Origin of the sequence: Sphingobacterium puteale, from assembly GCF_003627955.1 — a bacterium.
Lineage (GTDB): Bacteria > Bacteroidota > Bacteroidia > Sphingobacteriales > Sphingobacteriaceae > Sphingobacterium > Sphingobacterium puteale.
This window is the reverse complement of sequence record NZ_RBWS01000001.1, coordinates 662,715-686,897: the sequence shown is the minus strand read 5'-3', so window position 1 is coordinate 686,897 and position 24,183 is coordinate 662,715. Positions and strand designations below refer to the sequence as shown.

Annotated in this window: 24 protein-coding genes; 12 read left to right on the top strand and 12 right to left on the bottom strand. The window is 41.4% G+C overall.

Annotation, left to right across the window (positions count from 1 at the left end):
* Positions 1-2: 2 nt before the first annotated feature.
* From D7322_RS02550 to D7322_RS02540, 3 genes are all read left to right on the top strand, one after another.
* On the top strand, positions 3-1,472 hold the full coding sequence (locus D7322_RS02550) for a SusD/RagB family nutrient-binding outer membrane lipoprotein (RefSeq protein ID WP_121120989.1): 1,470 nt from the start codon (positions 3-5) through the stop codon (positions 1,470-1,472).
* A gap of 3 nt (positions 1,473-1,475) precedes the next feature.
* Positions 1,476-2,735: a DUF5689 domain-containing protein gene (locus D7322_RS02545; protein ID WP_147430281.1), complete on the top strand. Its 1,260-nt coding sequence runs from the start codon at positions 1,476-1,478 to the stop codon at positions 2,733-2,735.
* Positions 2,736-2,864: 129 nt separating this feature from the next.
* Positions 2,865-3,545 carry a DUF937 domain-containing protein gene (locus D7322_RS02540; protein WP_121120985.1) on the top strand — a complete coding sequence of 227 codons (681 nt, stop codon included), beginning with the start codon at positions 2,865-2,867 and terminating at the stop codon, positions 3,543-3,545.
* 150 nt (positions 3,546-3,695) lie between these two features.
* Here D7322_RS02540 and trhO read toward each other — a convergent pair whose 3' ends face one another.
* The 10 genes from trhO to D7322_RS02490 form a co-directional block, all read right to left on the bottom strand.
* On the bottom strand, positions 3,696-4,676 hold the full coding sequence (gene trhO, locus D7322_RS02535; protein ID WP_121121273.1) for an oxygen-dependent tRNA uridine(34) hydroxylase TrhO: 981 nt from the start codon (positions 4,674-4,676) through the stop codon (positions 3,696-3,698).
* 94 nt (positions 4,677-4,770) lie between these two features.
* Complete coding sequence (locus D7322_RS02530) at positions 4,771-4,986, bottom strand: DUF3820 family protein (RefSeq protein WP_046673143.1); 216 nt, start codon at positions 4,984-4,986, stop codon at positions 4,771-4,773.
* Entirely contained in the window at positions 4,986-5,741 is a 756-nt protein-coding gene (locus D7322_RS02525; protein WP_121120983.1) for a glycosyltransferase family 2 protein, read from the bottom strand. Before D7322_RS02525 ends, D7322_RS02530 begins: the two co-directional genes overlap by 1 nt.
* A gap of 2 nt (positions 5,742-5,743) precedes the next feature.
* Complete coding sequence (locus D7322_RS02520; protein ID WP_121120981.1) at positions 5,744-6,658, bottom strand: glycosyltransferase; 915 nt, start codon at positions 6,656-6,658, stop codon at positions 5,744-5,746.
* A gap of 3 nt (positions 6,659-6,661) precedes the next feature.
* On the bottom strand, positions 6,662-7,534 hold the full coding sequence (locus D7322_RS02515; RefSeq protein ID WP_121120979.1) for a glycosyltransferase family 2 protein: 873 nt from the start codon (positions 7,532-7,534) through the stop codon (positions 6,662-6,664).
* Positions 7,535-8,995, bottom strand: coding sequence for a lipopolysaccharide biosynthesis protein (locus tag D7322_RS02510; RefSeq protein ID WP_121120977.1), 1,461 nt, complete (start codon positions 8,993-8,995; stop codon positions 7,535-7,537).
* A 23-nt stretch (positions 8,996-9,018) separates the two neighbouring features.
* Positions 9,019-9,762 carry a DeoR/GlpR family DNA-binding transcription regulator gene (locus D7322_RS02505; protein ID WP_108634674.1) on the bottom strand — a complete coding sequence of 248 codons (744 nt, stop codon included), beginning with the start codon at positions 9,760-9,762 and terminating at the stop codon, positions 9,019-9,021.
* A gap of 65 nt (positions 9,763-9,827) precedes the next feature.
* Positions 9,828-10,955 (bottom strand): hypothetical protein, encoded by a 1,128-nt coding sequence (locus D7322_RS02500; protein ID WP_121120975.1) that lies wholly within the window; start codon positions 10,953-10,955, stop codon positions 9,828-9,830.
* A gap of 121 nt (positions 10,956-11,076) precedes the next feature.
* A complete protein-coding gene (locus D7322_RS02495; protein WP_121120973.1) occupies positions 11,077-11,802 on the bottom strand; it encodes a YebC/PmpR family DNA-binding transcriptional regulator in 726 nt (241 codons plus the stop codon).
* A 2-nt stretch (positions 11,803-11,804) separates the two neighbouring features.
* Positions 11,805-12,752: an NAD-dependent epimerase/dehydratase family protein gene (locus tag D7322_RS02490; protein ID WP_121121271.1), complete on the bottom strand. Its 948-nt coding sequence runs from the start codon at positions 12,750-12,752 to the stop codon at positions 11,805-11,807.
* A gap of 403 nt (positions 12,753-13,155) precedes the next feature.
* Here D7322_RS02490 and D7322_RS02485 point away from each other — a divergent pair, with 403 nt between their 5' ends.
* Positions 13,156-14,145 carry an aspartate-semialdehyde dehydrogenase gene (locus D7322_RS02485; protein ID WP_120260404.1) on the top strand — a complete coding sequence of 330 codons (990 nt, stop codon included), beginning with the start codon at positions 13,156-13,158 and terminating at the stop codon, positions 14,143-14,145.
* Positions 14,146-14,266: 121 nt separating this feature from the next.
* On the opposite strand, the gene def is transcribed toward D7322_RS02485, so the two are convergent.
* Entirely contained in the window at positions 14,267-15,493 is a 1,227-nt protein-coding gene (def, locus tag D7322_RS02480; RefSeq protein WP_121120970.1) for a peptide deformylase, read from the bottom strand.
* A gap of 106 nt (positions 15,494-15,599) precedes the next feature.
* On the opposite strand from def, the gene ruvX reads away from it, so the two are divergent.
* From ruvX to D7322_RS02465, 3 genes are all read left to right on the top strand, one after another.
* Positions 15,600-16,013 carry a Holliday junction resolvase RuvX gene (gene ruvX / locus D7322_RS02475; protein WP_121120968.1) on the top strand — a complete coding sequence of 138 codons (414 nt, stop codon included), beginning with the start codon at positions 15,600-15,602 and terminating at the stop codon, positions 16,011-16,013.
* A gap of 158 nt (positions 16,014-16,171) precedes the next feature.
* Positions 16,172-16,600, top strand: coding sequence for an rRNA maturation RNase YbeY (ybeY, locus tag D7322_RS02470; protein WP_121120966.1), 429 nt, complete (start codon positions 16,172-16,174; stop codon positions 16,598-16,600).
* 273 nt (positions 16,601-16,873) lie between these two features.
* Positions 16,874-17,650, top strand: coding sequence for a class I SAM-dependent methyltransferase (locus tag D7322_RS02465; RefSeq protein WP_121120964.1), 777 nt, complete (start codon positions 16,874-16,876; stop codon positions 17,648-17,650).
* 68 nt (positions 17,651-17,718) lie between these two features.
* Here D7322_RS02465 and D7322_RS02460 read toward each other — a convergent pair whose 3' ends face one another.
* Positions 17,719-18,138: a nucleoside-diphosphate kinase gene (locus D7322_RS02460; RefSeq protein ID WP_077437233.1), complete on the bottom strand. Its 420-nt coding sequence runs from the start codon at positions 18,136-18,138 to the stop codon at positions 17,719-17,721.
* Positions 18,139-18,438: 300 nt separating this feature from the next.
* On the opposite strand from D7322_RS02460, the gene D7322_RS02455 reads away from it, so the two are divergent.
* From D7322_RS02455 to galK, 5 genes are all read left to right on the top strand, one after another.
* A complete protein-coding gene (locus D7322_RS02455; RefSeq protein WP_121120962.1) occupies positions 18,439-19,287 on the top strand; it encodes a 4-hydroxy-3-methylbut-2-enyl diphosphate reductase in 849 nt (282 codons plus the stop codon).
* Positions 19,288-19,367: 80 nt separating this feature from the next.
* On the top strand, positions 19,368-20,402 hold the full coding sequence (gene hemH, locus D7322_RS02450; protein ID WP_121120960.1) for a ferrochelatase: 1,035 nt from the start codon (positions 19,368-19,370) through the stop codon (positions 20,400-20,402).
* Between the two features lie 12 nt (positions 20,403-20,414).
* The gene (locus D7322_RS02445) at positions 20,415-21,689 is read left to right on the top strand and encodes a metallophosphoesterase (protein WP_121120958.1); all 1,275 of its coding nucleotides are present in this window, start codon (positions 20,415-20,417) and stop codon (positions 21,687-21,689) included.
* A 200-nt stretch (positions 21,690-21,889) separates the two neighbouring features.
* A complete protein-coding gene (locus D7322_RS02440; RefSeq protein ID WP_121120956.1) occupies positions 21,890-22,939 on the top strand; it encodes a UDP-glucose--hexose-1-phosphate uridylyltransferase in 1,050 nt (349 codons plus the stop codon).
* A gap of 2 nt (positions 22,940-22,941) precedes the next feature.
* Positions 22,942-24,093, top strand: a complete 1,152-nt coding sequence (gene galK, locus D7322_RS02435) for a galactokinase (protein WP_121120954.1) — start codon at positions 22,942-22,944, stop codon at positions 24,091-24,093.
* The last annotated feature ends 90 nt before the right edge of the window (positions 24,094-24,183 follow it).

Genomic DNA, 24,183 nt, shown 5'->3' with positions numbered 1-24,183 from the left:
TTATGAAGAGACATATCTATATAGCAAGTCTACTGATGCTTGGAAGTCTAACATTCCAAAGCTGTACCAAAGACTTTGTAGAAAAGAATACCAATCCCAATGCAGTTGCAGCAGCAGCCCCCCAAAGCCTATTGGCCCCTGCATTGGTCAGTCTGCTGAACACCAATCTATCGCGCAATTTGCGGATTAATAATGAATTGATGCAGGTCACCGTTACCGTAAATGATAACCTGGAAATCCAGCGCTATGAAATTCGGCCATCGGAATCTGAATCGAGCTGGTCCGGTTGGTATGTGCAATTAACCAATATACGGGATATGTATCAAAAAGCACATGCCGGACAACAGAAAGGTTATCAAACATATCAAGGGATCTCTCTGATATTGGATGCTTGGGTGAGCTCGCTGATCACCGACATGTATGGAGATGTACCTTATTTTGATAGCAACAAAGGTTTTTCCGAAAATAATCTCACACCAAAATTTGATAAACAGGAAGATATCTATAAAGACATTTTTCGAAAACTGGAGGAAGCCAACGGCTTATTGAAAGAGAAGGTTGCGGTTGAGTCGGCCAATACAGCGATGGATCCGATTTATAATTCCGATCCGGAAAAATGGCGCAAATTTGGAAATTCCTTGTATTTGCGGTTACTTTTGCGGGTTGCACATAAAACGGAAACGAATGCTATCGCCAAGATTAAGGAAATATTAGAAACAAACGCTGCCGAATACCCAATTATGCAAAGCAATGCTGAAACAGCCGCATTGTATTATACGAATGTGCAACCGTATATGAATCCCAATTTCACAATGCGGGATTTTGATTTTAACCGTTCAAAGGGCTACGCTGAATTTTTTGTTAATAATCTCATGGATCTTGGTGACCCACGTTTAAAGATATGGGCTACGGAGGCTACTCTAGGCGTATACGGTGGTATGCAGTCGGGATACAGAAGGGGTAATGTTCCTGAGATTCAATCGACGCTGCAACTCGCTTTAAAATCTGAAGCCCGTATGGGGAATATGATGAATTATGCCGAATTGCAATTTATTATTGCAGAATGTGGTATCAGAGGTTATGCTAATGTAGATGCTTCGGCAGCAAATTTGATGGGAGTAAAGGCTGCCATGGAATATTGGGGTGCAACTGCACCGGAGGCTTACTTAACAAATCCAAAGGTAATTTTTTCAGCTGAGGATTCCGAAACTCAAAAACTAAAAAAAGTGCACTTGCAGAAATACTACGCCATGATGTTTACCGATTTTCAACAATGGTATGAATATCGGAGGACACAATTGTTGGATCTTTATAAAGGGCCTGGCTTATTAAATAATGGGAAAATGCCGGTCAGATTAAATTATCCAATAATTGTTCAGTCTCTTAATAGAGAAAATTACCAAGAGGCCGTCAATCGCATGGGCGGAGATGGAATCAACGTAAAAATGTGGTGGCAACCTTCAATCAACTAGTTCATGAAAAAGTTAAAGTTAGTAATGTGGGCTGTGTTGGCGATGTCAACGCTCCTGACAAACTGTAAAGAAGATATCAATGAGTCTATCGGAGAATTAAATCCAGAAATATCATTATATACATTGCGTAGTCTTTATAAGAACACGGATTTGCAACTCAACGAATCAAGTGCGCTTGGCGCAAAGTATGTGAAGGCGCTTGTGGTTTCACGCGCTGAGAATAAGAATCTGCCCGAAAATACCATTGCTGTTCAGAATATCTGGCGTAATCAACGTAGAGGGATTTTAGTCGAAGTTGCTGATGCATCGCAATTTAAATTTGGCGATTCTATTCAGATCAATATTGATGGGGCAAAATTGGTCAAAAAATCTGGACTAATGGTTTTATCGTCTGTTAAAAATCAACAGGTCAATGTCTTTGCCTCGAATAAGAATGTTGCCCCATTGCCGGTGTCGGTTGCAAATCTCAAAGCAAAATTTGAGGAATTTGAATCGACTTATATTGATGTTACGGCTGAAGTTGATCCTGAACCTGCTGCAGGGACTGCATTAAAAGGGGATAAAATCCTGATGGATGGAGATAAAAATGAGATTATACTACATACCCAGGATAATGCAGCATTTGCTGCTCAAGCGATTGCTCCCAGTGCCTCTTTCAGAGGAATAGCGTTCAGAGAGGGGGATAAATTGCAAATCCGTATGCAGGACTATTCGGATATGGCTTATGCGAGCGGTAAATTATATGCTGGATGGCCAGAGACCTTTGAAGCTTTGGATGCAAGCGTGAAAGGGAGCTATGATATGGGCGAAAAGAATGATGTATCTTTTTCAACGGGTCAATGGAGATTATATCAGGCGATCTTGGGTACTACAGCTGGTAAAGATCGCATTGTTTCAGGTAAAAATGCGATACGTATGCAGCAGAATTTAAGTGTGGATGGTCATGTGCAGATGAATTTTGATGTACCAAATGGCGCTTCAAAAGTGACCATTTGGTATGGCTCTTATTGGACGGATCGTTCCTGTACCTTTAAGTTGGAGTATTCTACGGATCAAGGAGCGACATGGGTACAAACAGGTGAATCCATAACAGATGCGCACACAACGACTGAAAGTATGAATTCAAAGCAGGCGGTATTCTTAATGAACGTCCAAGGAGCTGTTCGCTTCAGGATTACTAAACTCGGTCTAGGAACCAGTAATAATGTCATTAATAACGGAAGGCTCGGCCTGGATGATATTGCGATCTATAAGAGTTATTAGATTGAACGGTTGATTTAGCTAAAAAGCCCTGTGTAGTTAACACTCCACAGGGCTTTTTGTTGTTGGCATATATTTTCTAAACTCCTCATAAAAAATCGTTATCTTCATCATAACTATAAACGAAGACTTATGAACTTAACAGACTTAGTTACAGGAGGAGTTGGCTCGAAAGCAATAGAAGCCATTTCTAAAATGACAGGCGTCAGTGAATCCAAAGCAAAATGGATTGTGGCAGCGGCTGTTCCTTTGATGATCGCAGCACTGAATTACAATGCGAAAAACAAAGGCCAATCGGAAAACATCGACAAAGCGATCGATCAACATAGCGGTGGCGGTATCTTCGATAAGATAGGTGATTTATTTGGTCAGGGCGGATCCGACGACGGGAACAAGATTGTCAACCATATGTTTGGGCAAAATACAGAAGTGGTGACACAGAATATTGCCGATAAAGCTGGTATCAGTTCAGCGCAGGTCACAGGTGTTCTAGCTACACTAGCACCTATTGTCATGGGATATCTTGGTCAGCAAAAACAGACGTCCAACGGCGGCGGCATTGGTGACCTGATCGGATCTGTTTTAGGTGGCGGCGGACAGCAAAGTGCAGGTGGTGGTATGCTAGGGGGAATCCTTGGCTCATTTTTAGGTGGCGGACAGGAAGAACCTGCACAAGAAACACAACAGGCTTCCACAGGTGGCAGTATGACTGATATGTTGGGCGGCCTGGCTGGAAGTTTCTTTGACAAAAGTAACGATGGCCAATCCAAAGGAAATATCCTCGATTCAATCGCAGGAATGTTTGCGAAGTAAAGCAATCTTACAACATAAAAAAAGTCGGTAACTGATCAGTTACCGACTTTTTTTATAAAAGTATTTGTTTCTATTGGCAAGAAAGAACCTTCAGTTTGCTTTCATAGCTGTTGGTGCTAGCGAAATCATGAAGGTTTTATTGAATTAATTTTAGACCTTCACTTTAGGTGGAAAATTCTTATGTTTTCTCTTGCTGATTTTGTCTACATTGACGGGTTGTGGTATCTTTACATAGTATCCTGTGCCATCGTATTCCCGCTTATTCGGACTTTCCTTACAGGCCGCCGAACAACAGCCATCCATTTCCCAGCCACATTCATCGCATTGGGTGAAATGCTCATTACATACGGGGTTGGCACAGTTGATCATCTTGGTGGTCTGTTTACCACAATTGAAACAGGTTGATACCACAGATGGATTGACCGAATTGACATCTACTGTAACACGATTGTCAAATACATAACATTGGCCTTCGAAATCTTCGCCACCCGCTTCTTTGCCATATTTAATGATTCCACCATGCAATTGGTAAACATCCTCAAAACCTTCTTTTAATAGTAGGGCAGAAGCTTTTTCACATTTGATCCCGCCAGTACAGTAAGTCAATATTTTTTTTCCTCTATATTGTTCCAGCTCTTTGATCTTTTCTGGAAACTCGCGGAAATTGTCGATGTCCAGGGTCACTGCGTTTTTAAAGCGACCTACACTATGTTCGTAGTTTGAACGCACATCCAATACAACGACATCTTCCTGGTCTTTCATGGCCAAGAAATCTTTTGGCTCCAGATGCACACCTGTTTGTCGGTTCGGATCGATTTCTTTCGGATCTCTTAGGCCAGAGTGCACGATTTCAGCTTTATAGCGACAGTGCATTTTGATAAAAGAAGGTTCTTCAACATTGTCGATCTTAAATTCTGTTTTGTTAAAACGACCATCCGCATAAATGGCATCCATATATTGCCGACAAGCCTCAATCGTACCGGAAACGGTACCATTCAAGCCTTCATCAGCGACGATAATACGTCCTACTAAGCCAAGTGATTTACAAAATTCAAGGTGATCAGTCGCAAATTGTTCTGCGTTTTCGATAGGGCTGTAACAATAGTACAGCAATGTTTGATATTGTGTCATGATATTCATTGATACCGCTGCAAACGGCGTTTAATGCAAAAATAAATTCACTGCAAAGCTACGAAAAATAATAAATGGAAGAAAATGACCTTCGTCACCTTTTCTTCAAAGGTTCCAGAAGATATTCCAGACCGTTTAGCTTGATCTCATACAGTGTGGCCAGTTGCTGACCTAATTTGCCTTTAGGGAACCCTTTTTGATTGTACCAAACCAAATAAGGCTCCGGAAGATTGCATAACGTGTAGCCTTGATATTTGCCGAAAGGCATTTTAACTGTGACAAGTTCAGTGAGGATTTCAGGATTTAGCATTAGTCTTGGGGTTTGCCGTAATTAATGCGGTACCAGATCGCTTTTAAAGCGATGATCCCATGGTTGAATAAATTGGGAATGGTGCCGTAATAGTGTTTGAAGATGGCGAAGCGTTCTTTTAGCGACTCCTTATGTCGCTGTTTTGACATCCCGCCGACGAGATAGCGCGCGACATATTGATGCGCATTAACAGATTTATTTGCCTTTTTAGCACAGCGAATGACCCAGTCTATATCCGCGCAGAGTTTATAATTGAGGTCGTATGGTTCTGCAATACTCCGTTTGATATAGATGGCCTGGTGACAGATATTCATGCCATAACGAAAACTCTTCCAGTCGAAATTTGCGGGTACCTTATGTCTTCGTTCACCGATAATAGCCCTATCGCCATCTATCAGTATCGTTTCACCATAGAGGATATCGGCGTCACCACTGAGCTTTGCTAGGTTTTCGATGCTGTTGAGATCGTATATTTCATCGCCGGAATTCAAAAAGAGGACATAGTCCCCCGTAGCCAAAGCAAGGCCTTTGTTCATCGCATCGTAAATTCCTTTGTCTTTTTCAGATAATATGACCGAAATTTTATCCTGATATTTTTGAATAATGGCTAAAGTGCCATCGGATGATTCCCCGTCAATGACGATGTATTCAATATTGTCGTAGGTCTGGTTAACAACCGATTTGATGGTGTGCTCAATATCCCGCACATTATTGTAAACGACAGTGATGATTGAAAATTTTGGATGAGCAGCCATGTCTATTTATTGAGTTTGTTAATTTTCTTTCTGAGGAACCGGATGCCCCGACTGAGTAAAGAACCTTTCCGATGTGCGTAAAAATATTTGATCGCTTTATAGGCCTGCGTATTCTCCACTATTTCTGTTGGAAAAAAAACTATAGGACGATCAGCTAATGTAACCTGATAGGTTGATTCTGCTGCCGTATGGGTGCCAGTACCATCATTGCCGATATTCTGTGTCATCGAATTCCTCGGATACAAAACTAGTCCATTTTTTTTGAATACCGAAGCGTACCAACGGATTGCCCAGGAGTTGATCTTTCCGCTGCGAAGTTCCTGTACCTGCTTCCAAAAGTTCTCTTTTCCTTCAATACTGAACTGGTGAATCTGTTCCTCCGAAAAATCAGAAACAAGCTCATCGATGTCTGGGTTAAAATGTTGCCACGCACGGTCCCATGTTGCCCAGCCCCAGCTATTGGCTACCCGAAAGAAAAACGTTTCAGGAAGCTCATGTAGGTTTTGTACAGGGTAACCGTAGCCACTGATCTGCATGACCTGTTCATCTTCCCGATAACGGTTTAGCGCTTTATTAAAATAATCAAGCGCAAATGCAGATGTTTCAAGATCGTCTTCTAAAACGATAATCTGCCCATGTTCATGCACGACCTTCGTCACACCATCGATGACATTGGCGGCCAAGCCCCAGTTCTTGTCACGTTCGATAATTTTAATCTGTTGAAAATGCCAGGGTCTTTTAATAATCCTACGGACTTCTTCGACTGCCTGAGCCGCGCGTTCATCCTTTGCTGCATCCGAATAAATATAGAGAACAGTCTGGTCAGCATACTTGTTTCTCTCCAGGGCAGCGAGTGTTTTTAACGTATGCGACGGACGATTATACACGAAGAGTAAAACTGGAGCAGGACTATCCATCTGTCAAAAAATTTTGTTAAAAGCTTTTTTATTAGCCCGACGGGTATTCCGGACTTCTCCGGTCTTGCCTAATAGTCTAAAAGCGATATTGAGATAACTTCTTGTTTCAAAAATACGACCTTTACCCAAAGAAGACAGCATTTTCTTTACGCTCGCCAATATAGCCATCGAAAAAGCCTTTGTAAAGGTATAATTGATATTGCAATATTCCGTCAGATGATAAACGAATTCGCTTTTTAGAAAAGCTTTGCGATCTACTTGGCGCTGCTGTCTGTCGTGATAAGCCCGGGCATCTTCAGCCAGCACAAAGTTCAGTCCATAATAATGGATGCGGTTGGCATAATCTTTATCTTCTCCATAATGGAAGAAAATTGGAGAAAAACCGCCAACTTTTTTGATGACAGCTTTAGGTATCAACCAAAAAGCAGCATTGACGAATGAGCAGGTTCGGTAGGAATTTTCAAGCTGCGTATGTTTCGTATAGACTGAGAATCCATGGTCGAGTTTTTCCTCCGTACCATCGTAGTGGATGGGAGAAATAATGCCAATGTTTGTGGTATTCACTTTGATCAGGTTGGCGATGCAGTTCTGATCTACCCAAGCGTCCTGATTGACCAAAAAGGCGTAGTCATAATCTTCCCTCAGGGCGATGGTCAACCCCATGTTGTTGGCCTTTCCAAAACCGAGGTTTTCGGGGCTTTCTATCAGTCTGACTGACGGGTAAGTTTCTTTGATGATACGGGTGGTATGATCTCTTGAGTTGTTATCTATAACAAGGATATCCGTTTGATGGCTTGATGCTAACAAACTGGGTATGCATTTGTGAATCCAAGGTTCAAAATTATAAGAAACGATTATGGTGAGAATCCTGGCCATCTATTTTTTTCGGATAACTGTGATGACATAGCTGAATAATTCAAGCAAAATACTCGGCTTAAAGATTCTATTGACGATGATATAGGCACAGACGGCGACAACAATAGTACTTGCAAACCGGAGATAAAGGTTGGCAATGGATGCGGTGGCGTAGTGTGCTGCCAAACAGCTGATACCGGCTAATATAGCATATGAAAATACATCCTGAATTAGATAACGGAATGAATAGGTCATATAAGGTTTAGCCGAAGCGTACCAGACAAATATCCATAGCGCGTTTAATCCTGAGGTTAAGGCGATGAGCATTTCAATGCCAAGCGATTTGCCAAAGACTAAAATAGCGATTTGAAGTAAACCAAAAACAACGATATTTCGCATATAGATCTGGGACTTACCCTTGCTGATAATCAAGCTGGAGAAGACATTGCTTACAGAATCGAAAGCCGCGCCAATACAGAAAATTTGAAGAAAGATAGCACTTTGCTGCCATTTTTCGGTTATTGTAATCGTAATGAAGTCTTGTGCAACTGTAGTTAAACCAAATAACATTGGAAAAGCCAAAAAAGCTGTAAAGGAGATGAGCTTGCGGAATACACGAAGCTGTCTATCCCTATCATCTTCTATTTCCCGCAGAATCGGCTGTGTAACATTATTGACCATATTGGTCAAAATATTCTGCGCCATTTGGCTCCATTTATTTGGTTGAACAGTATATCCTAGTTCTTCGGTTGTATAATGTTTTCCCAAAATTGCCGCATATATATTTTTATTAATATTGATAAAGATATTGGTAACCAGTATTTTACTGCTAAACCCTAGAATATCGCGGATAGGACTGAAATCAAAGGTAAATGAGGGCTTGAATTTGGAGAAATACCAAAAGCCAAGCATATTAAAACCACTATAGGAAACGATTTGAACGGCAAATGCCCAATAGGCATAACCTTTATAGGCTAAATATATACCAATTGTATTTGATAAGATAAGGGCCAAAGTCCCGGTGATCACTCTTTCCTTGATCTTTAAATTGCGGAAAAGGTAGGCGTTATGTGCAATCCCGAAACTTCCTAACCAGAAGGACAGAAAGGTGAAGCGACTGAGTTCAACAAGTACCGGCTGGTTGTAGTACAGGGCAATGAGAGGAGCTGAAAAGAATAATACAATATAAATAAATGTACCTATCCCAACACTTGTCCAGAATACGGCATTATAATCTTTGTGCTGAACTTCTTTTTTATTGACAATACCATAGATAAAACCACTTTCCTGAAATGCCGATGCAAGAACAGAGAATATGGTAATCATGGCTACTAAACCGTAATCTTCTGCTGTTAGTTTACGATTTAGTAGAATACCGAAGCCGAAGCCCAAAAACTGCTGGATAATACTGGCCATGCCACCCCACAGCAGTCCTTTTGTTGTTTTTGATTTTAAAGAGTCATTTTCCGTTTGCGATGACATGCTAAATTAAATGAGCGGCAATATTAAAGTATTGCAATTGTATTCGCAAATTCTTTTAAGGAAACATCGGTCGGATTGATATCAGTAATCAAATAAGAAATATCACGTAAAGGTACTACTTTCATTTTTTGAACGGAATTGAGTTTCTCCGCAATACTGAGTATAGCAACCTTTTTAGAACATTTGATCATTGCGCGCTTGATCTGCACCACCTCCCAGTCTGAGTCAGTAACTCCGTCTTCTACAGAAAGTGAATTGGTTCCTAATAGACAGAGGTCTACCTTTAAATCTGCTAATTCATTGGCCACCTGAGCGCCGGATACAATATTTGTATTACGTGAAAGCTTTCCGCCGACCAAGATCACCTCGAGATTAGGTTTCTCCGCGAGTTCCAATGCGACCAGTGGACTGATGGTAAAAAAGGTACATTGAAGATGATCCGGAATTGTCCGCGCTAGCTCGATAAGGGTCGTTCCCCCGCCAACAAGTACTGTCATGCCATTGGAGATCAGAGTGCTTGCCTTTTTTGCAATCTCTTTTTTCGCTTCTTTTGCGTAGACATTTCCATCCTGAAAAGGAAATTGAAAGGACTTGGAGAGTGCTCCACCATAGACTTTTAAAACTTTGCCGTTTTCTGCGAGCTCGTTCAGGTCACGTCGGATGGTATCTTCGGATACATTCAGTTGAACACTTAGATCTGAAGATAAAACTTTGTTATGTAGATTGATCTGATGTATAATAAATGCTTGTCTTTCTTCCTTTAACATTGGTCTTTGGTTTTAATCGGAATTTTTAAACTAATTGAAAAAAATCAGTTTAAATGTAGTGAAAATTATTCTTCCTTTTTATCAATTTTTGTTAATCCAGCTTTGAAGCGAGGTTTAAATCCTGTCGGCTTGTTTGCCGCTGCCTGCTCCTGCGCAATATCGTTGTTCTGTTGCAGTTCATCGGCCGGTTTGTCCCTGTTGCTTTCCGGCAGCGTTGGCGTCGCCTGTGGAGTAGGGGCAGCGGTCTGCTGTATGTTCAGGTCTTCTGTTGGTGGAACCACTTCTTGTGTCGAGTCGGTATTTGCTGTTTTGGTTATCCCTGCTTTAAATCTCGGCTTAAAGCCGGCGGGCTTCGAAATTTCGCTTGCCGAACTGTTCGGGGCCTCCGCAGGTGAGGAGGTATCCGCAGGTGAGGAGGTATCCGCTGTCGCAGCGCTATTTGCAGATACTGGAGTTGTCTTCGTGTCCTCTACTGGCATCGTCTTTTTTTGCGAAGAATCCGCACTTTCTGTTTTCGTTACGCCCGCTTTGAAGCGTGGTTTGAACCCAGTTGGCTTGGCGGTTTCAGCCTGCGCTGGGGCCGTCGTCTCTGAAGGTGTTACTGGATTTTCTTCCAAAGTTGCTGACTGTTCAGGTGCAGCAACTTTTGTCACGCCCGGCTTGAACCGTGGTTTGAATCCCGTGGGCTTCGGCGTTTCTGGAGCCGAAGCCTCTGACGAATCTTTAGGTGTGGACGTTTCTTCCGTTGGTTCTGCACTTTTAGTTACGCCGGACTTAAAGCGGGGCTTAAACCCAGCTGCCTTCGGTGTTTCTGTTACGGCGCTATCAGCCGCTTCTGAACGTGTTGTGGATGGTTCTGTTTTATGTTCCTCCTTTTGATTGGCGGGCTCGGACGGGACAGGTGCTTTAAAACGAGGTTTGAAACCTGCAGGTTTTGACGCATTGGCGTCTGTTGTGGGGGAAGTCGTTTCTATTTTGTCTTCCTGAATTGTTTTTTTGACAACCACCACCTCTTCTTCCGTTAGATGGAAGCTCTTCCGAAGTTTGTTGAACCAAAACTTCTTACTATGATCAAAGCTTTTCTCGCCCATAGCAGAATAGTGTGCTTTGAACTCTTCAAATAAGGGTTCATCTGCAGCTTTTAAAGCTTTTAAATCAATTTTCTTTTTCGTGAAAAACTCTTCAAAAGTCATCCTGTTATGCGTTTGATATAGTCTATTACAAATGTAGTAATTTTTCCGACGGAGCTGGGAGGCATTTCAATAAAAAAAGAGCGACTAGCGCTCTTTTTAGATATTTTGTGAGATACACAGTTTAAGCCATGTTATGGTATACCGCCTGTACATCATCATCCTCTTCGATTTTATCGATCATCTTCAGCACGTCCGCGGCTTGTTCCTCTGTAATGTCAGAGTGCGATAAAGCAATACGTTCTAATTTAGCCGAGGTTACTTCGATACCTTTCTCTTCCAGCAGTTTTTGCATATTACCGAAATCCTCGAAAGAAGTCTGCACTACGGCAACATCATTACCTTCTTCATCAGCTTCAACGTATAATTCTTCCAAACCACCATCGATGAGCTCTAGTTCCAGTTCTTCAAGATCCAATTCGTCTGTAGCTGCAAAACGGAAAATAGATTTGCGATTGAAAATAAAATCCAATGATCCTGTTTTTCCCAACGAACCGCCAGCTTTTGTAAAATAGCTACGGATATTTCCTACGGTACGGTTGGTATTGTCAGTTGCTGTCTCGATCAAAACCGGCACACCATGTGGGCCATAACCCTCATATACATATTCTTCATAACCTTTTGAATCTTTCTCCGAAGCGCGTTTTATAGCCGCTTCTATACGATCTTTAGGCATGTTTACAGCCTTAGCATTGTGTATTGCTGTGCGAAGTCTCGAGTTGGTTTCAGGGTGCGGGCCGCTTTCTTTGACCGCCATAGCGATCTCTTTACCTAAACGTGTAAATTGTACGGCCATCTTAGCCCAGCGTTTGAATTTCCGCTCTTTTCTGAATTCGAAAGCTCTTCCCATTGTTATATTTTGTTTTTAAGATTCTCAATCATATCGACTGTCATCTTCTGGATGTCAAATGCTGGCTTCCAGTTCCAGTCTTTGCTTGCGTATGAATCATCCAGACTTGCAGGCCATGAATCGGCAATCTGCTGTCTCGGGTCATTCGCTACGTAAGAGATTGCAAAATTAGGAAGAATTTTTTTAATTTCTTGTGCGAGTTCTTTCGGAGTAAAAGTAATACCACCAAGGTTATAGGCATGACGGATGCTCAAACTTTCCTGTGGTGCGTCCATTAGCTCGAGTGTGCCGCGGATGGCATCTTCCATATATAACATCGGTAATGCTGTGTTCTCGGATAGGAAACATTCGTATGTACCTGTTTTCAGTGCCTCATAGAAGATATCAACAGCATAATCTGTTGTTCCGCCTCCCGGTTCGGTCTTCCAGGAAATAATACCGGGATACCTTACGCTACGGATATCCAATCCGCGGTGCTCCTGATACCATTCGATAAGACGTTCACCTGCAAGCTTACTGATGCCATAGATTGTATTCGGATCCATAACACAGTATTGGGCTGTATTATCCTTTGGTGAGTGCGGGCCGAAGACAGCAATGGAACTTGGCCAGAATATCCTTGAAACTTTATATGTAACAGCTAGGTCAAGTACGTTGAGCAATCCATTCATATTAAGCTCCCAGGCTTTTTCAGGATATTTCTCTCCTGTTGCTGAAAGCATGGCTGCCAATAAATATACTTGAGTAGGTTTATATTTTTGAAACAATATGTCCAGACCATTTTTGTCAAGCACATTTGCAATTTCAAAATTCTCGTCGGGGCTTTTTGTCTGTGGTTCTCTGATGTCTGTGGTGACAACATTTTCTGCACCAAATTTTTTACGCAGAGCGATTGCCAATTCAGTACCGATTTGGCCGTTTGCACCAATGATAATAATGCTTTCTTTCATGATGCAAATATAACGGCTTTTCATTAGCTAGCAACTGTTTGATGCAAAGGACAGTCTCCTAAAAATGTTAATTTATAGACTCTTGGCGCAGTTTTTATGAGATTTTAAACCGTTTCAATCGTTTGTTCTTTTTTTTTGAACGAGCAGCGAAAATTTTTATTTTTTTTGAATTGTCGCTACTTCAATTTTTTTAGGTCAAATACGGCGGTTTGTGCTCAATATTTTTTTGATCAAGGTGGAAAAAACAAAACCGTTGTGACTTTTTTAGCAGAATGGGGGATAATTTATTATTTTAATAGCGTAATTACGGAATATTTTTTAAATTTGAAGAATTCATTCTTCAAGAATCAACTAAAAACAAATCAAATAACAAATTTTATATACAATTTAAACACAGACAAAAATGAAAGTGGCAGTAGTCGGCGCAACAGGCCTTGTAGGTACTGAGATGCTAACCGTGTTGGCGGCGCGAAATTTCCCAGTAACAGAATTGATTCCGGTAGCTTCAGAGCGCAGCAAGGGTAAGGAAATTGAATTCAAGGGAAAGAAGTATAAGGTGGTTACACCATCTGAGGCTATTGCTTTGAAACCTGATGTTGCATTGTTCTCCGCGGGAGGCGATACGTCCAAAGAATTTGCACCGAAATTTGCAGAAGCCGGAATTACAGTCATTGATAATTCTTCCGCATGGCGTATGGATCCGACGAAGAAATTGGTCGTTCCGGAAGTAAATGGCGATGTATTATCTGCTGATGATAAAATCATTGCAAACCCGAATTGTTCAACTATCCAGATGGTAGTGGCGTTAAAACCATTACACGATAAATATAAAATTAAACGTGTCGTAGTTTCGACTTATCAGTCCGTAACCGGGACTGGTGTAAAAGCCGTTAATCAGTTGATGGACGAGCGTGCCGGTAAAGAAGGCGAGAAAGCTTATCCTTATCAGATTGATTTGAATGTTATTCCGCATATCGATGTATTCCAGGAAAATGGCTACACAAAAGAGGAAATGAAAATGATTTTGGAAACAAACAAAATCATGCGTGACGATTCAATCAAGGTAACAGCAACAACTGTACGTATTCCAGTGATGGGCGGGCACTCCGAGTCATTGAATATCGAATTCGAAAATGACTTTGATCTAAATGATGTACGTGCTGCATTAGCTGCTCAAAGTGGTTGTATCGTTGTTGATGATCCTGCTAATCTTCAATACCCGATGCCAAAAGATGCACATGGTAGAGATGAGGTTTTTGTAGGACGTATCCGCCGTGATGACTCGCAACCGAATACGTTAAATATGTGGGTAGTCGCAGACAACTTGCGTAAAGGTGCAGCGACGAATGCCGTTCAAGTTGCCGAACTATTAGCAGAAAAAGGATTGATCTAAATTCAAGTAGATTCCATGATATTGAGCCCCCACGATGCAATTCATGGGGGCTTTTTAATGACGCATGATGGTTGATTGATATCCAGTCATGCCCTTTAAGAATTTCCAGTAAATCTGAAATCTACGGTGTTAAGCTTTTTGGTAAAATAGAAAAATCAATTTTATCATTCAGTGGCACATAGTTTTCTTTTTGTTGTTCCTCCAGACGATCAGGAAATAATATTCCGAAGAGGTGATCCGTTTCATGCTGGAAGATTACTGCGGTAAAGCCTTCAATGTTCTCTTCAATCACTTTTCCTTCCTTATTGATGTATTGTAGACGGATTGCATAGCTCCGCAACACATCTTCTTTGCGGTTGGGGATGGAGAGGCAGCCCTCGGCTCCCCTCCGTTTTAGCTTCGAACGCCACAGGATTTTGGGGTTTACATAAAACTCGAAAGGTTGTTCCGGCTTGTCAAACCGCTGTACCCAGATGAGATTTTTGTTGATGCCAATTTGGGGAGCAGCTATTCCCACACCTGGGTGATTTGGATCCCGAACGGTCGCAAACATTCGCTTTGAAAGCGTTTCTAACAGTGGGTCGTTGTATTTAACATCGTTGCTTGTTGCTTTCAATACCTTTAAATCTTTTTCGTCGGTAGTTTGCAATACACGAAGAAGCGTGTTTTCATCCCCTGACAAAATAATCTTCTTATCAGCTTCTGTAAATTCCTGTCCACCATTTAGGTTAACGGGACGCTCATTCTTCGCTTTATGAAAGGCTTTTTCTCCTGCCATAATTTTTGTGTCTAAATTGTTTTCTACTGGGGGAACCGGACAACGATAACCGTTGCTGTAGGCACAATAAGGATTGTAAGCCTTATTAAAATCTATTTCAATGATACTGCCCTTGATGTCATCCGTGGATAAGTCGATATATCGTCCGCCACTATAGCTCTCCTGGCCATTTGTCTGATCTAAAAATGGTAAAAATAAATGTTTTTTATAGGCAGGATTTTGAAATAAGGCCACACTCTGGTAAATATTCAATGTCCTTTCAGCCCCATTCAATTGAAATGTCACTGTCGCATAACGTTTGTACTCGTTGCTGGTACCGTCATAGGTCGGCATACGAAATACAGGTGCATCAAATAGGACCTCTATATGGGCTTTGACTTTATAATTTGCGCTTACAGGGAAGTAATCCAAAGAGGCCACTTGTTCTGCCTTCAACGGACCAAATTGTTCTTTGGCCAATTCCAAAGCTTTTTCCTCGCGCTGGGCCAAAATTTGTTGCTCATAATTGCCCTGGGCATGGCCATATAGGCAAAATGCAACAAAAAGGCTGGCAATAACTGTTTTTCTCATTTATCTTTTAAATAGTCTATCAAAGTTATAGCTTTTTTAATGAATCTCAATACGCATATCTCAATACTCATATCTAAATTGTACTTTTGTAAAAAAAAATGGTTCCATGAGGTTAATGGCATTTGATTACGGTACAAAACGAATTGGGGTTGCAGTAACCGATCCGATGCAAATTATTGCTACGGCACTGACGACAGTACATCCGCAGGATATTTGGACTTTTCTAACGGATTACCTCCAAACAGAACAGATCGAAACATTTATTGTCGGCAGGCCCAGGCAAATGGATGGATCGGACTCCGAATCAGCTTCGCACGTTGTCGGGTTTATGCGTAAATTGAAAAAGATATATCCGACGATACCGGTTGTCGAAATTGATGAACGCTTCACCTCAAAAATGGCTTCAGCAGCCATTGCTCAAAGTGGCAAAAAGAAAAAGGACCGTCAACAGAAAGGCCTGATCGACACGGTATCAGCGACGATTATTTTACAAAGCTACATGGATAGTCGCAGCTTTTAAATGAGAATTCATAGCATGACCTCTTTCCTGATAAATAACAGCTTTTTGGATGGGAAAATGTCGATTTGAAGATTATAAGATTCCTCTAGCTGATGGAATGAAAATAGCTGATGGAATGAAAACTGCGCCCCGTGTGCTCAATTAATACTTATTTACAGATGAAAAGCATATTATTTTTTACAGAGGACATAGATTTCAAACTAAAAGAAAAAGGTAAGATTCGCCAATGGATCGCTGATGCGATTAAAGGTGAAGGGTTTAAGCGTGTCGGCGAATTGAGCTTTATCCTTTGCTCGGATGCATACCTGTTGGAGATCAATAAAGAATACCTGAATCACGATACCTACACGGATATTGTGACTTTTGATTCATCAGAAGACGAGGATACCATTGCTGGTGATATTTTCATCAGTGTGGAACGTATTCAGGAGAATGCGCAAAAATTTAACGTTGCCGAACGCGATGAATTACATCGTGTCATTATACACGGTGTTATGCATCTTTGTGGATATCCGGACAAAAAGCCTGCGGATAAAACCAAGATGACGGCGAAAGAAGATGAATATTTAGGAAAAAGAAATTTCTAGTTTTTTATCGTAACTTTTTCTCCTAAGCACCTCGGAGCCTCATTCAGGTTTGCAATCCTGTGGTGCTTTTCCTTTTTGACAGCTTCTCGTTTATTTTCTTCAAGCAAGTAATCTGTCATTTGCTGTCACTGATCTCCCTGGATAAACCGCGCTGAAAATATGGCTCATACGAAGTTATCCCGTACGTTTTTCCATCAAAAAAAAACTTGACTTTTCGATTATATTTAGCTAGTTTCGACACAAATTTTCTACACCATTTATTAAGTGTCTAATATGAACGAGCTAGAGGAATATTTCCGGAATAATAATGATAAGCTGATCAACAAATGGATGCATTATTTCGACGTATACGATCGTCATTTCCGCCAATTCAAAGGTAAGGAGATTGTCGTGCTGGAAATAGGAGTCTTTCAGGGCGGGAGCCTCCAGATGTGGAAGAAATATTTTGGCGACAAAGCAAAAATCTATGGGGTAGATATCAACCCCAACTGCAAAGCACTGGAAGAGGAGAACATCGAGATATTTATCGGATCTCAGTCAGATCGTAAGTTCCTGCGCAAAGTGAAAGAGTCAATCCCTCCGATAGATATCCTGATAGATGATGGCGGGCATACTATGTTGCAACAGATTATTACATTTGAAGAACTATTTGGACATGTAAAAGAAAATGGTGTCTATCTATGTGAAGACCTGCATACCTCTTACCAAGTTTTTTATGGTGGTGGACATAAGCGAAATGGCACATTTATCGAATACAGTAAGAATTTTATTGATTATATCAATGCCTATCATTCAGAACAACGGGGGCTAAAGGTCAATGAGTTTACACGTTCGGTCAACTCTTTGCATTATTACGATAGCATTTTGGTTGTTGAGAAACGTAAAATGCAGCCGCCTACTCATATGAGAACGGGTAATGCTACAGTACAAGATTTTGACGCCCCACCAACGGGTTTAAGCGGTTTAAAATGGAAGATTAAGAAACCCGCGCTAACAGCGATCAATAAATTCCTCCGCTTTTTCAGGATTGGTGGATTTATGTGGAGATAAGAAAACGCTGATCCATAAAAAAAGCGTTGTACAACAGTACAACGCTTTTTTTATAGCATTGTCAATGATTAAAATCTTTCAAATTGAGAGAAAAAGAAGTTACCTTCGATAGCCGCATTCTCATCAGAATCAGATCCGTGGATAGCGTTAGCATCGATAGATTTAGCATATTTATTGCGGATTGTACCTTCAGCTGCATCAGCAGGATTCGTAGCACCGATTAATGTACGGAAATCTTCAACTGCGTTGTCTTTCTCTAAGATTGCAGCAACGATAGGACCTGAAGTCATAAACTCTACCAATTCACCGTAGAAAGGACGTTCTTTGTGCACTGCGTAAAATGCACCAGCAGTTTCTTTTGATAACTGAATGTATTTCATTGCAATGATTTTGAAACCACCAGCAATAATATCGTTTAAGATTGCACCGATGTGACCGTTCGCTACTGCGTCAGGTTTAATCATCGTAAAAGTTCTGTTAGTTGCCATTATTTTATTTTTTTGCAAACTTAGATAAATTGCTTTTTATATGCAATATAATTAGGCTTATATAAAAACAATTTATTCGTCATGGTGGGTTAATTTAAAGTGCTCAGTGCCGTGAAACAAGCTGCCGTTTCGTGGTTGCTGAAACCAAAAGTTTGGCTTTCACTCTTTCACCGCAATCTTTTTATCGTACAAAATGTAATAAGATCATAGGTAATTGACAATATACGGAAATAAAAAATCAGCTGTTAACAAATCTATACCATCAATATATTCGATATGAATATGTAACTTTGTAATGTTATGGCATTAAATCTAACAGTAGACATCGATAAGGATTCAGGCTTTTGCTTTGGAGTGGTATACGCCATCGATATGGCGGAGGAGATTTTGGAAGAGGATGGTTACCTCTATTGTTTAGGTGATATTGTGCATAATGACGAGGAAGTCGCCCGATTGAAAGCCAAAGGATTGCGTATTATTGATCATGCTGTTCTTCCTACTTTGCGAAACGAAAAGGTGCTGATCCGTGCACATGGCGAAGCTCCGGAGACCTATCGTACCGCTTTGGAAAACAATATCACTTTAATTGATGCCTCTTGTCCGGTCGTGCTTAAGTTACAGAATCGAATCAAGACCTCCTTTGACCAGGATGAAAAGATTCTGATCTTCGGAAAGCATGGTCATGCGGAGGTCATCGGTTTACAAGGTCAGACAAATAATGAAGCGCTCGTTTTTCAGGATATTGCCGAATTGGATGACGCGGACTTACCAAGTTCATTTACCCTCTATAGTCAGACTACAAAAAGCGTGGATAAATTCTACGCCATCAAAGAGGAGTTGATCAGAAGGGGGTATGAAGTCAAGGCAAATGATACCATCTGTAGACAAGTTTCTAACAGGTATGAAGATCTTGGCGCATTTGCAAGGCAATATGACAAAATCGTTTTTGTGTCCGGGAAGAAATCTTCCAATGGAAAAGTTTTGTTTGAAGTCTGTCAAAAAGCTAATTCCGAAAGTTATTTTATTTCTGATCCCGCTGAACTGGAAGTCTCCGTTTTTGCCGTGGGCGACCGCGTTGGTATATGTGGGGCAACCTCGACACCAATGTGGTTAATGAAAGATGTGAAAGCCGCTCTGGAAGCACTATAGCCTAATGTACCCGTCATAGATATTTCATATTATTGCGAGTGAATCCGCAGTACGTGCTTTTTTGTTTATTTTTGTAGGCTATGAGCAATAAAGCCAAAAAAGGTATTCTTTTAGTACAATTAGGTACACCCGATAGTCCAACTACTCCAGACGTAAAAAAATATTTGACCGAATTCTTAATGGATCCACGTGTCATAGATATTCCTTATTTCCAACGGACATTATTGGTGAAAGGAATTATTGCCCGTACCCGTGCACCCAAATCAGCAAAAATCTACGAAACAATCTGGGATAAGGAAACCGGATCTCCTTTGATGTATTATAGTATACTGCAACGCGACTTGCTGCAGGAGTCTCTGGGGGAGGAGTACCATGTCGAACTGGCCATGCGTTACCAAAATCCATCCATAGAAGCTGCACTGAGCAAGATGGAGGGGATGCTGCTCGAATCCGTTCGCGTTATTCCATTATTCCCACAATATGCATCAGCAACATCGGGTTCCGTAATAGACCGTGTTATGGAGCTGATCCGCAAATGGAATTATTTGCCCGAAATTAGTTTTGTAAGCAATTTCTGCACGGATGAATTAATGGCCGAGACGTTTGCTGACCATGCCCGAAAACATGATCTTACACATTTCGACCACTTTGTTTTTAGCTACCATGGACTTCCCGTCAGACAACTAGGCAAAGTAGATCCTACAGGTCAGCTAAAATGTCCTGAATCAGGTTGTGATTCCTGCAAAACAAATGTCAACACATATTGTTATGTTTCTCAGTGTTATGCAACTACGCGGACCATCGTTGAAAAATTGGGCTTGCGGAAGGAACAATATTCCCTTTGTTTCCAGTCCCGATTAGGCAAAGAACCATGGATACAGCCTTATACTTCCGATCTGTTGCATGACCTCGCTAGTAAAGGTTATAAGAAATTATTGGTCTTCAGCCCGGCTTTTGTGGCAGACTGTATTGAGACTATTGATGAAATTGGCGTGGAATATGCTAATGAATTCAAGAATTTAGGTGGAGAGGAGGTCTGCCTGGTGGAAAGTCTAAATGACGATCCAAAGTGGATCACATCTCTAAAGCAATTGGCAGTCAATGCCAAAAATTAAAACGAATTGATGATGTTGTTAGTAAATGCATGTGTTTTACTCATTTTAGATTTTTATATCTTTTTTGCCCTTCGTGCTACGAAGATTAAATTCCCCAAAACAAAAATATTCGCCGTGTTATGGTGGTCGTATACCGCCCTCCTGCTATTAGGTGTTTTTATATCAGCCAAATATAGCATTCCGCTGATTGTAAGGTCTGTTATTTTGGTTGGATTCTTTTTGACAGCAACTTCAAAATTGTTCTTCTTTTTGATCCTATTGATCGATGACATCCGTCGCGGCGGCGTATGGGTCAAACGCTTGTTCAGTAAGAAAGAATCTGTTGAGGATCTTGTTGAAGATGCTGGAGATCCCTTACCTGAAAATCCGGTAAAGGGAATCAGCCGTTCGGATTTTTTGACCAAGGCCGGTATATTAATAGGCGCTTCGCCGCTTATTCCGCTGAGCTGGGGTATTGTTTCCGGTGCCTATGATTACCGTATCAGACGGGTGCCGTTATACTTACCTCATCTGCCTAAAGCTTTTCATGGCATGACCATCGCACAGATATCTGATGTGCACTCGGGATCTTTCTATAACAAGACTGCTGTGACCGGCGGGATAGATATGCTGCTTAAGGAAAAACCCGATGTTACATTTTTTACAGGTGATATCGTAAATGCTCAGGCATCTGAAATGCGGGATTACCAAGATATTTTTGCAAGAGTGAAGTCGGATCTGGGAGTATTTTCCACCTTGGGTAACCATGATTATGGGGATTACTATTATGGGAAAGAAGACTCTCCGGAGAAGCGAAAAAATCTAAAAGATGTGATCGATGTACATAAAGTGATGGGCTGGGATCTGTTAATGGATGAAAATCGTAAGATCAAAGTGGACGGTGAAGAACTTTGTATTGTTGGCGTTCAAAACTGGGGAACTGGTCGCTTTCCAAAACATGGCGATATCAAAAAAGCATTGCTCGGAACGGAGGAACAGGCTGTTAAACTGCTCTTGTCCCATGATCCTTCCCATTGGCGGGCACAAGTATTAGATACTGATGTGGATGTGATGTTTGCAGGCCATACACACGGTATGCAGTTTGGTGTTCGTTCTGAAATGCTGCAATGGAGCCCGGTACAATATATCTATAAGGAGTGGGCCGGACTGTACCGCGCACAGGAAAACAAGCGCTTATACGTCAATGTTGGATATGGATTCTTGGGTTATCCCGGCCGTGTCGGTATTCTGCCCGAAATTACAGTCTTTGAATTGATTAAAGGTCAGGATCCGAAGTTTAAAGCTTAGATTTGGTATGGCGGTTTTGGCTATTCCGGCCCTCGGCTTCATTAACCCTGGTATGACTGAATGGAAAAAGGGTACGGGGAATTTCGATCCATTTTTACAGCGTGTTAAAGGGCTCATCTTTCGATAATTTTACTTTTTAATTTTAACTTTTTATTTAAAAAAGCTAATATTGTGTATTCTGTACACCAGTTATACATGACATGCAATCAACTTTAAACTTCGGGGACTCTCCCCACACACGCGTTAATATTCTTACCGGGGAAAAAGTACTTGTGTCTCCACATCGCAGTAAGCGACCTTGGCAGGGCCAAGTTGAAGATTTACCCGGTGATAATCGACCTGCCTATGATCCCCAATGCTATTTGTGCCCAACCAATAAACGGGCAGACGGGGATATCAATCCTGATTATAAAGAAAGCTTCGTTTTCGTCAACGACTTCTCGGCCTTATTGAAAGATACCAGCCAACAGGAATTTAATGAGGATGAATTATTTATTGCGGAGACTGAAAAAGGAATCTGTAAAGTTATTGCATTCACCCCACGTCACGATCTTACGTTGCCCGAAATGGAACAGGCCGCTATTAAAGCTGTTGTTGACCTCTGGCAGAAAGAATTTGAGGAACTCTCTAAGGTAGAATGGATCCGTTATATTCAGATTTTTGAAAATAAAGGCGCTATCATGGGCTGCAGTAATCCGCATCCACATGGACAGATCTGGTCTCAAAATCATTTGCCGGTTGAAATTCAAAAAGAATGCGTTCAGCAAAAAAGATATTTTGACAAGTATCAGCGTACCCTATTAGCTGATTATATCAATGCAGAATTAAGAAAAGAAGAACGTATTATTGATGAGAACGATTCTTTTGTTTCTTTGGTGCCTTTTTGGGCAGCCTGGCCTTATGAAGCAATGATAGTCAGCAAAAGACCGGTGCAGAATATTGCCGCATTTAATGAAAAAGAAAAGGAAGACTTTGCCGCAATACTTAAATTACTGACCACACGATACGATAACCTTTTCAAGACGTCTTTCCCTTATTCTGCGGGTATGCACCAGGCGCCCGTCAATGAGGGAGACCACCCGGAGTGGCATTGGCATATGCACTTCTACCCACCATTATTGCGCTCGGCTACAGTCAAGAAATTTATGGTAGGCTATGAGATGCTCGCAAATCCGCAAAGGGATATTACTCCGGAAATTGCCGCCGAACAATTGCGGAATTGTGCTACTATACATTATAAATCTAAGTAAGAATGATCACGAAAGAAACTGTAGTAAATAAATTTAAAAGCTTATATCAGGGAGATCCTATTGTGGTATCATCCCCGGGCCGGATCAATATCATCGGTGAACATACGGATTACAATGATGGATTTGTCCTGCCTGCGGCTATTGACAAGGCGATCTATGTTGCTGTCAGCAAGCGTGCGGACGATAATATCGTATTGTATGCCGAAGACTACGGAGAAAGCCATGAAGTCAAATTAAAAGATATCGCTATTTCAGAAAAACATTGGCCCAACTATATCCTTGGTGTAGTGGACCAATACCAGAAAAGAGGCGCTGTATTGGGCGGATTTAATCTTTATATTGATGGTGATGTGCCATTGGGCGCCGGATTATCCTCTTCGGCTGCGGTGGAATGTGCGGTTACCTTAGCGCTTAGTGAGCTGTTCGGTTTGGATGTCAAGCAGATCGATATTCCGCAGATCGCACAAAAGGCTGAGCATACCTATGCCGGCGTGATGTGCGGTATCATGGATCAGTTTGCTTCGGCCTTTGGTAAGGAAAGAAATGTCATTAAGCTGGATTGTCGCTCCTTGGGATTTGAATACGTGCCGCTTGACCTTAAAGGTTATGAAGTGGTTCTTTTGAATACCAACGTGAAACACTCTTTGGCTTCTACAGCGTACAATAAGCGCCGTGAGCAATGTGAGCAGGCGTCGGCATGGGTGCGGGAGAAATATCCGGAGGTTAAAAACCTACGTGATGTAACGGTGGACATGCTGGATGAACTGGTAAAAGATAAAGATGCTGATATCTACGCCAAGGCAAGTTTTGTTGTCCGTGAGAATGAACGTGTAGAGAACTCTTGCGAAGCATTGCGTTCAGGAGATATTGCTCAGCTAGGACAGTATATCTTCCAGAGCCATGAAGGCTTGAGCAAAGTATATGAGGTCAGTTGTCCTGAACTGGATTACCTGGTTGATTATGTCAAGCAATTTCCCCAAGTGATCGGCGCCAGGATGATGGGCGGTGGTTTTGGTGGCTGCACGATCAATATTGTTAAAGAGGGTGCGGTTGCATCAATTTTACCAGGATTGGAGAAGGAATATCAACAAAAATTTGATAAAGAACTTTCAGTCATTCAGGTGAAAATTGCCAATGGTACGCGTGTACTTTAAGCTAATAAATACAAAAAGCTGAAGAGAGCGGACAGTTTACAGCAACTGTCCGCTCTCTTTTATTTTATTGGATTAAGGCGGGTGGCTTCC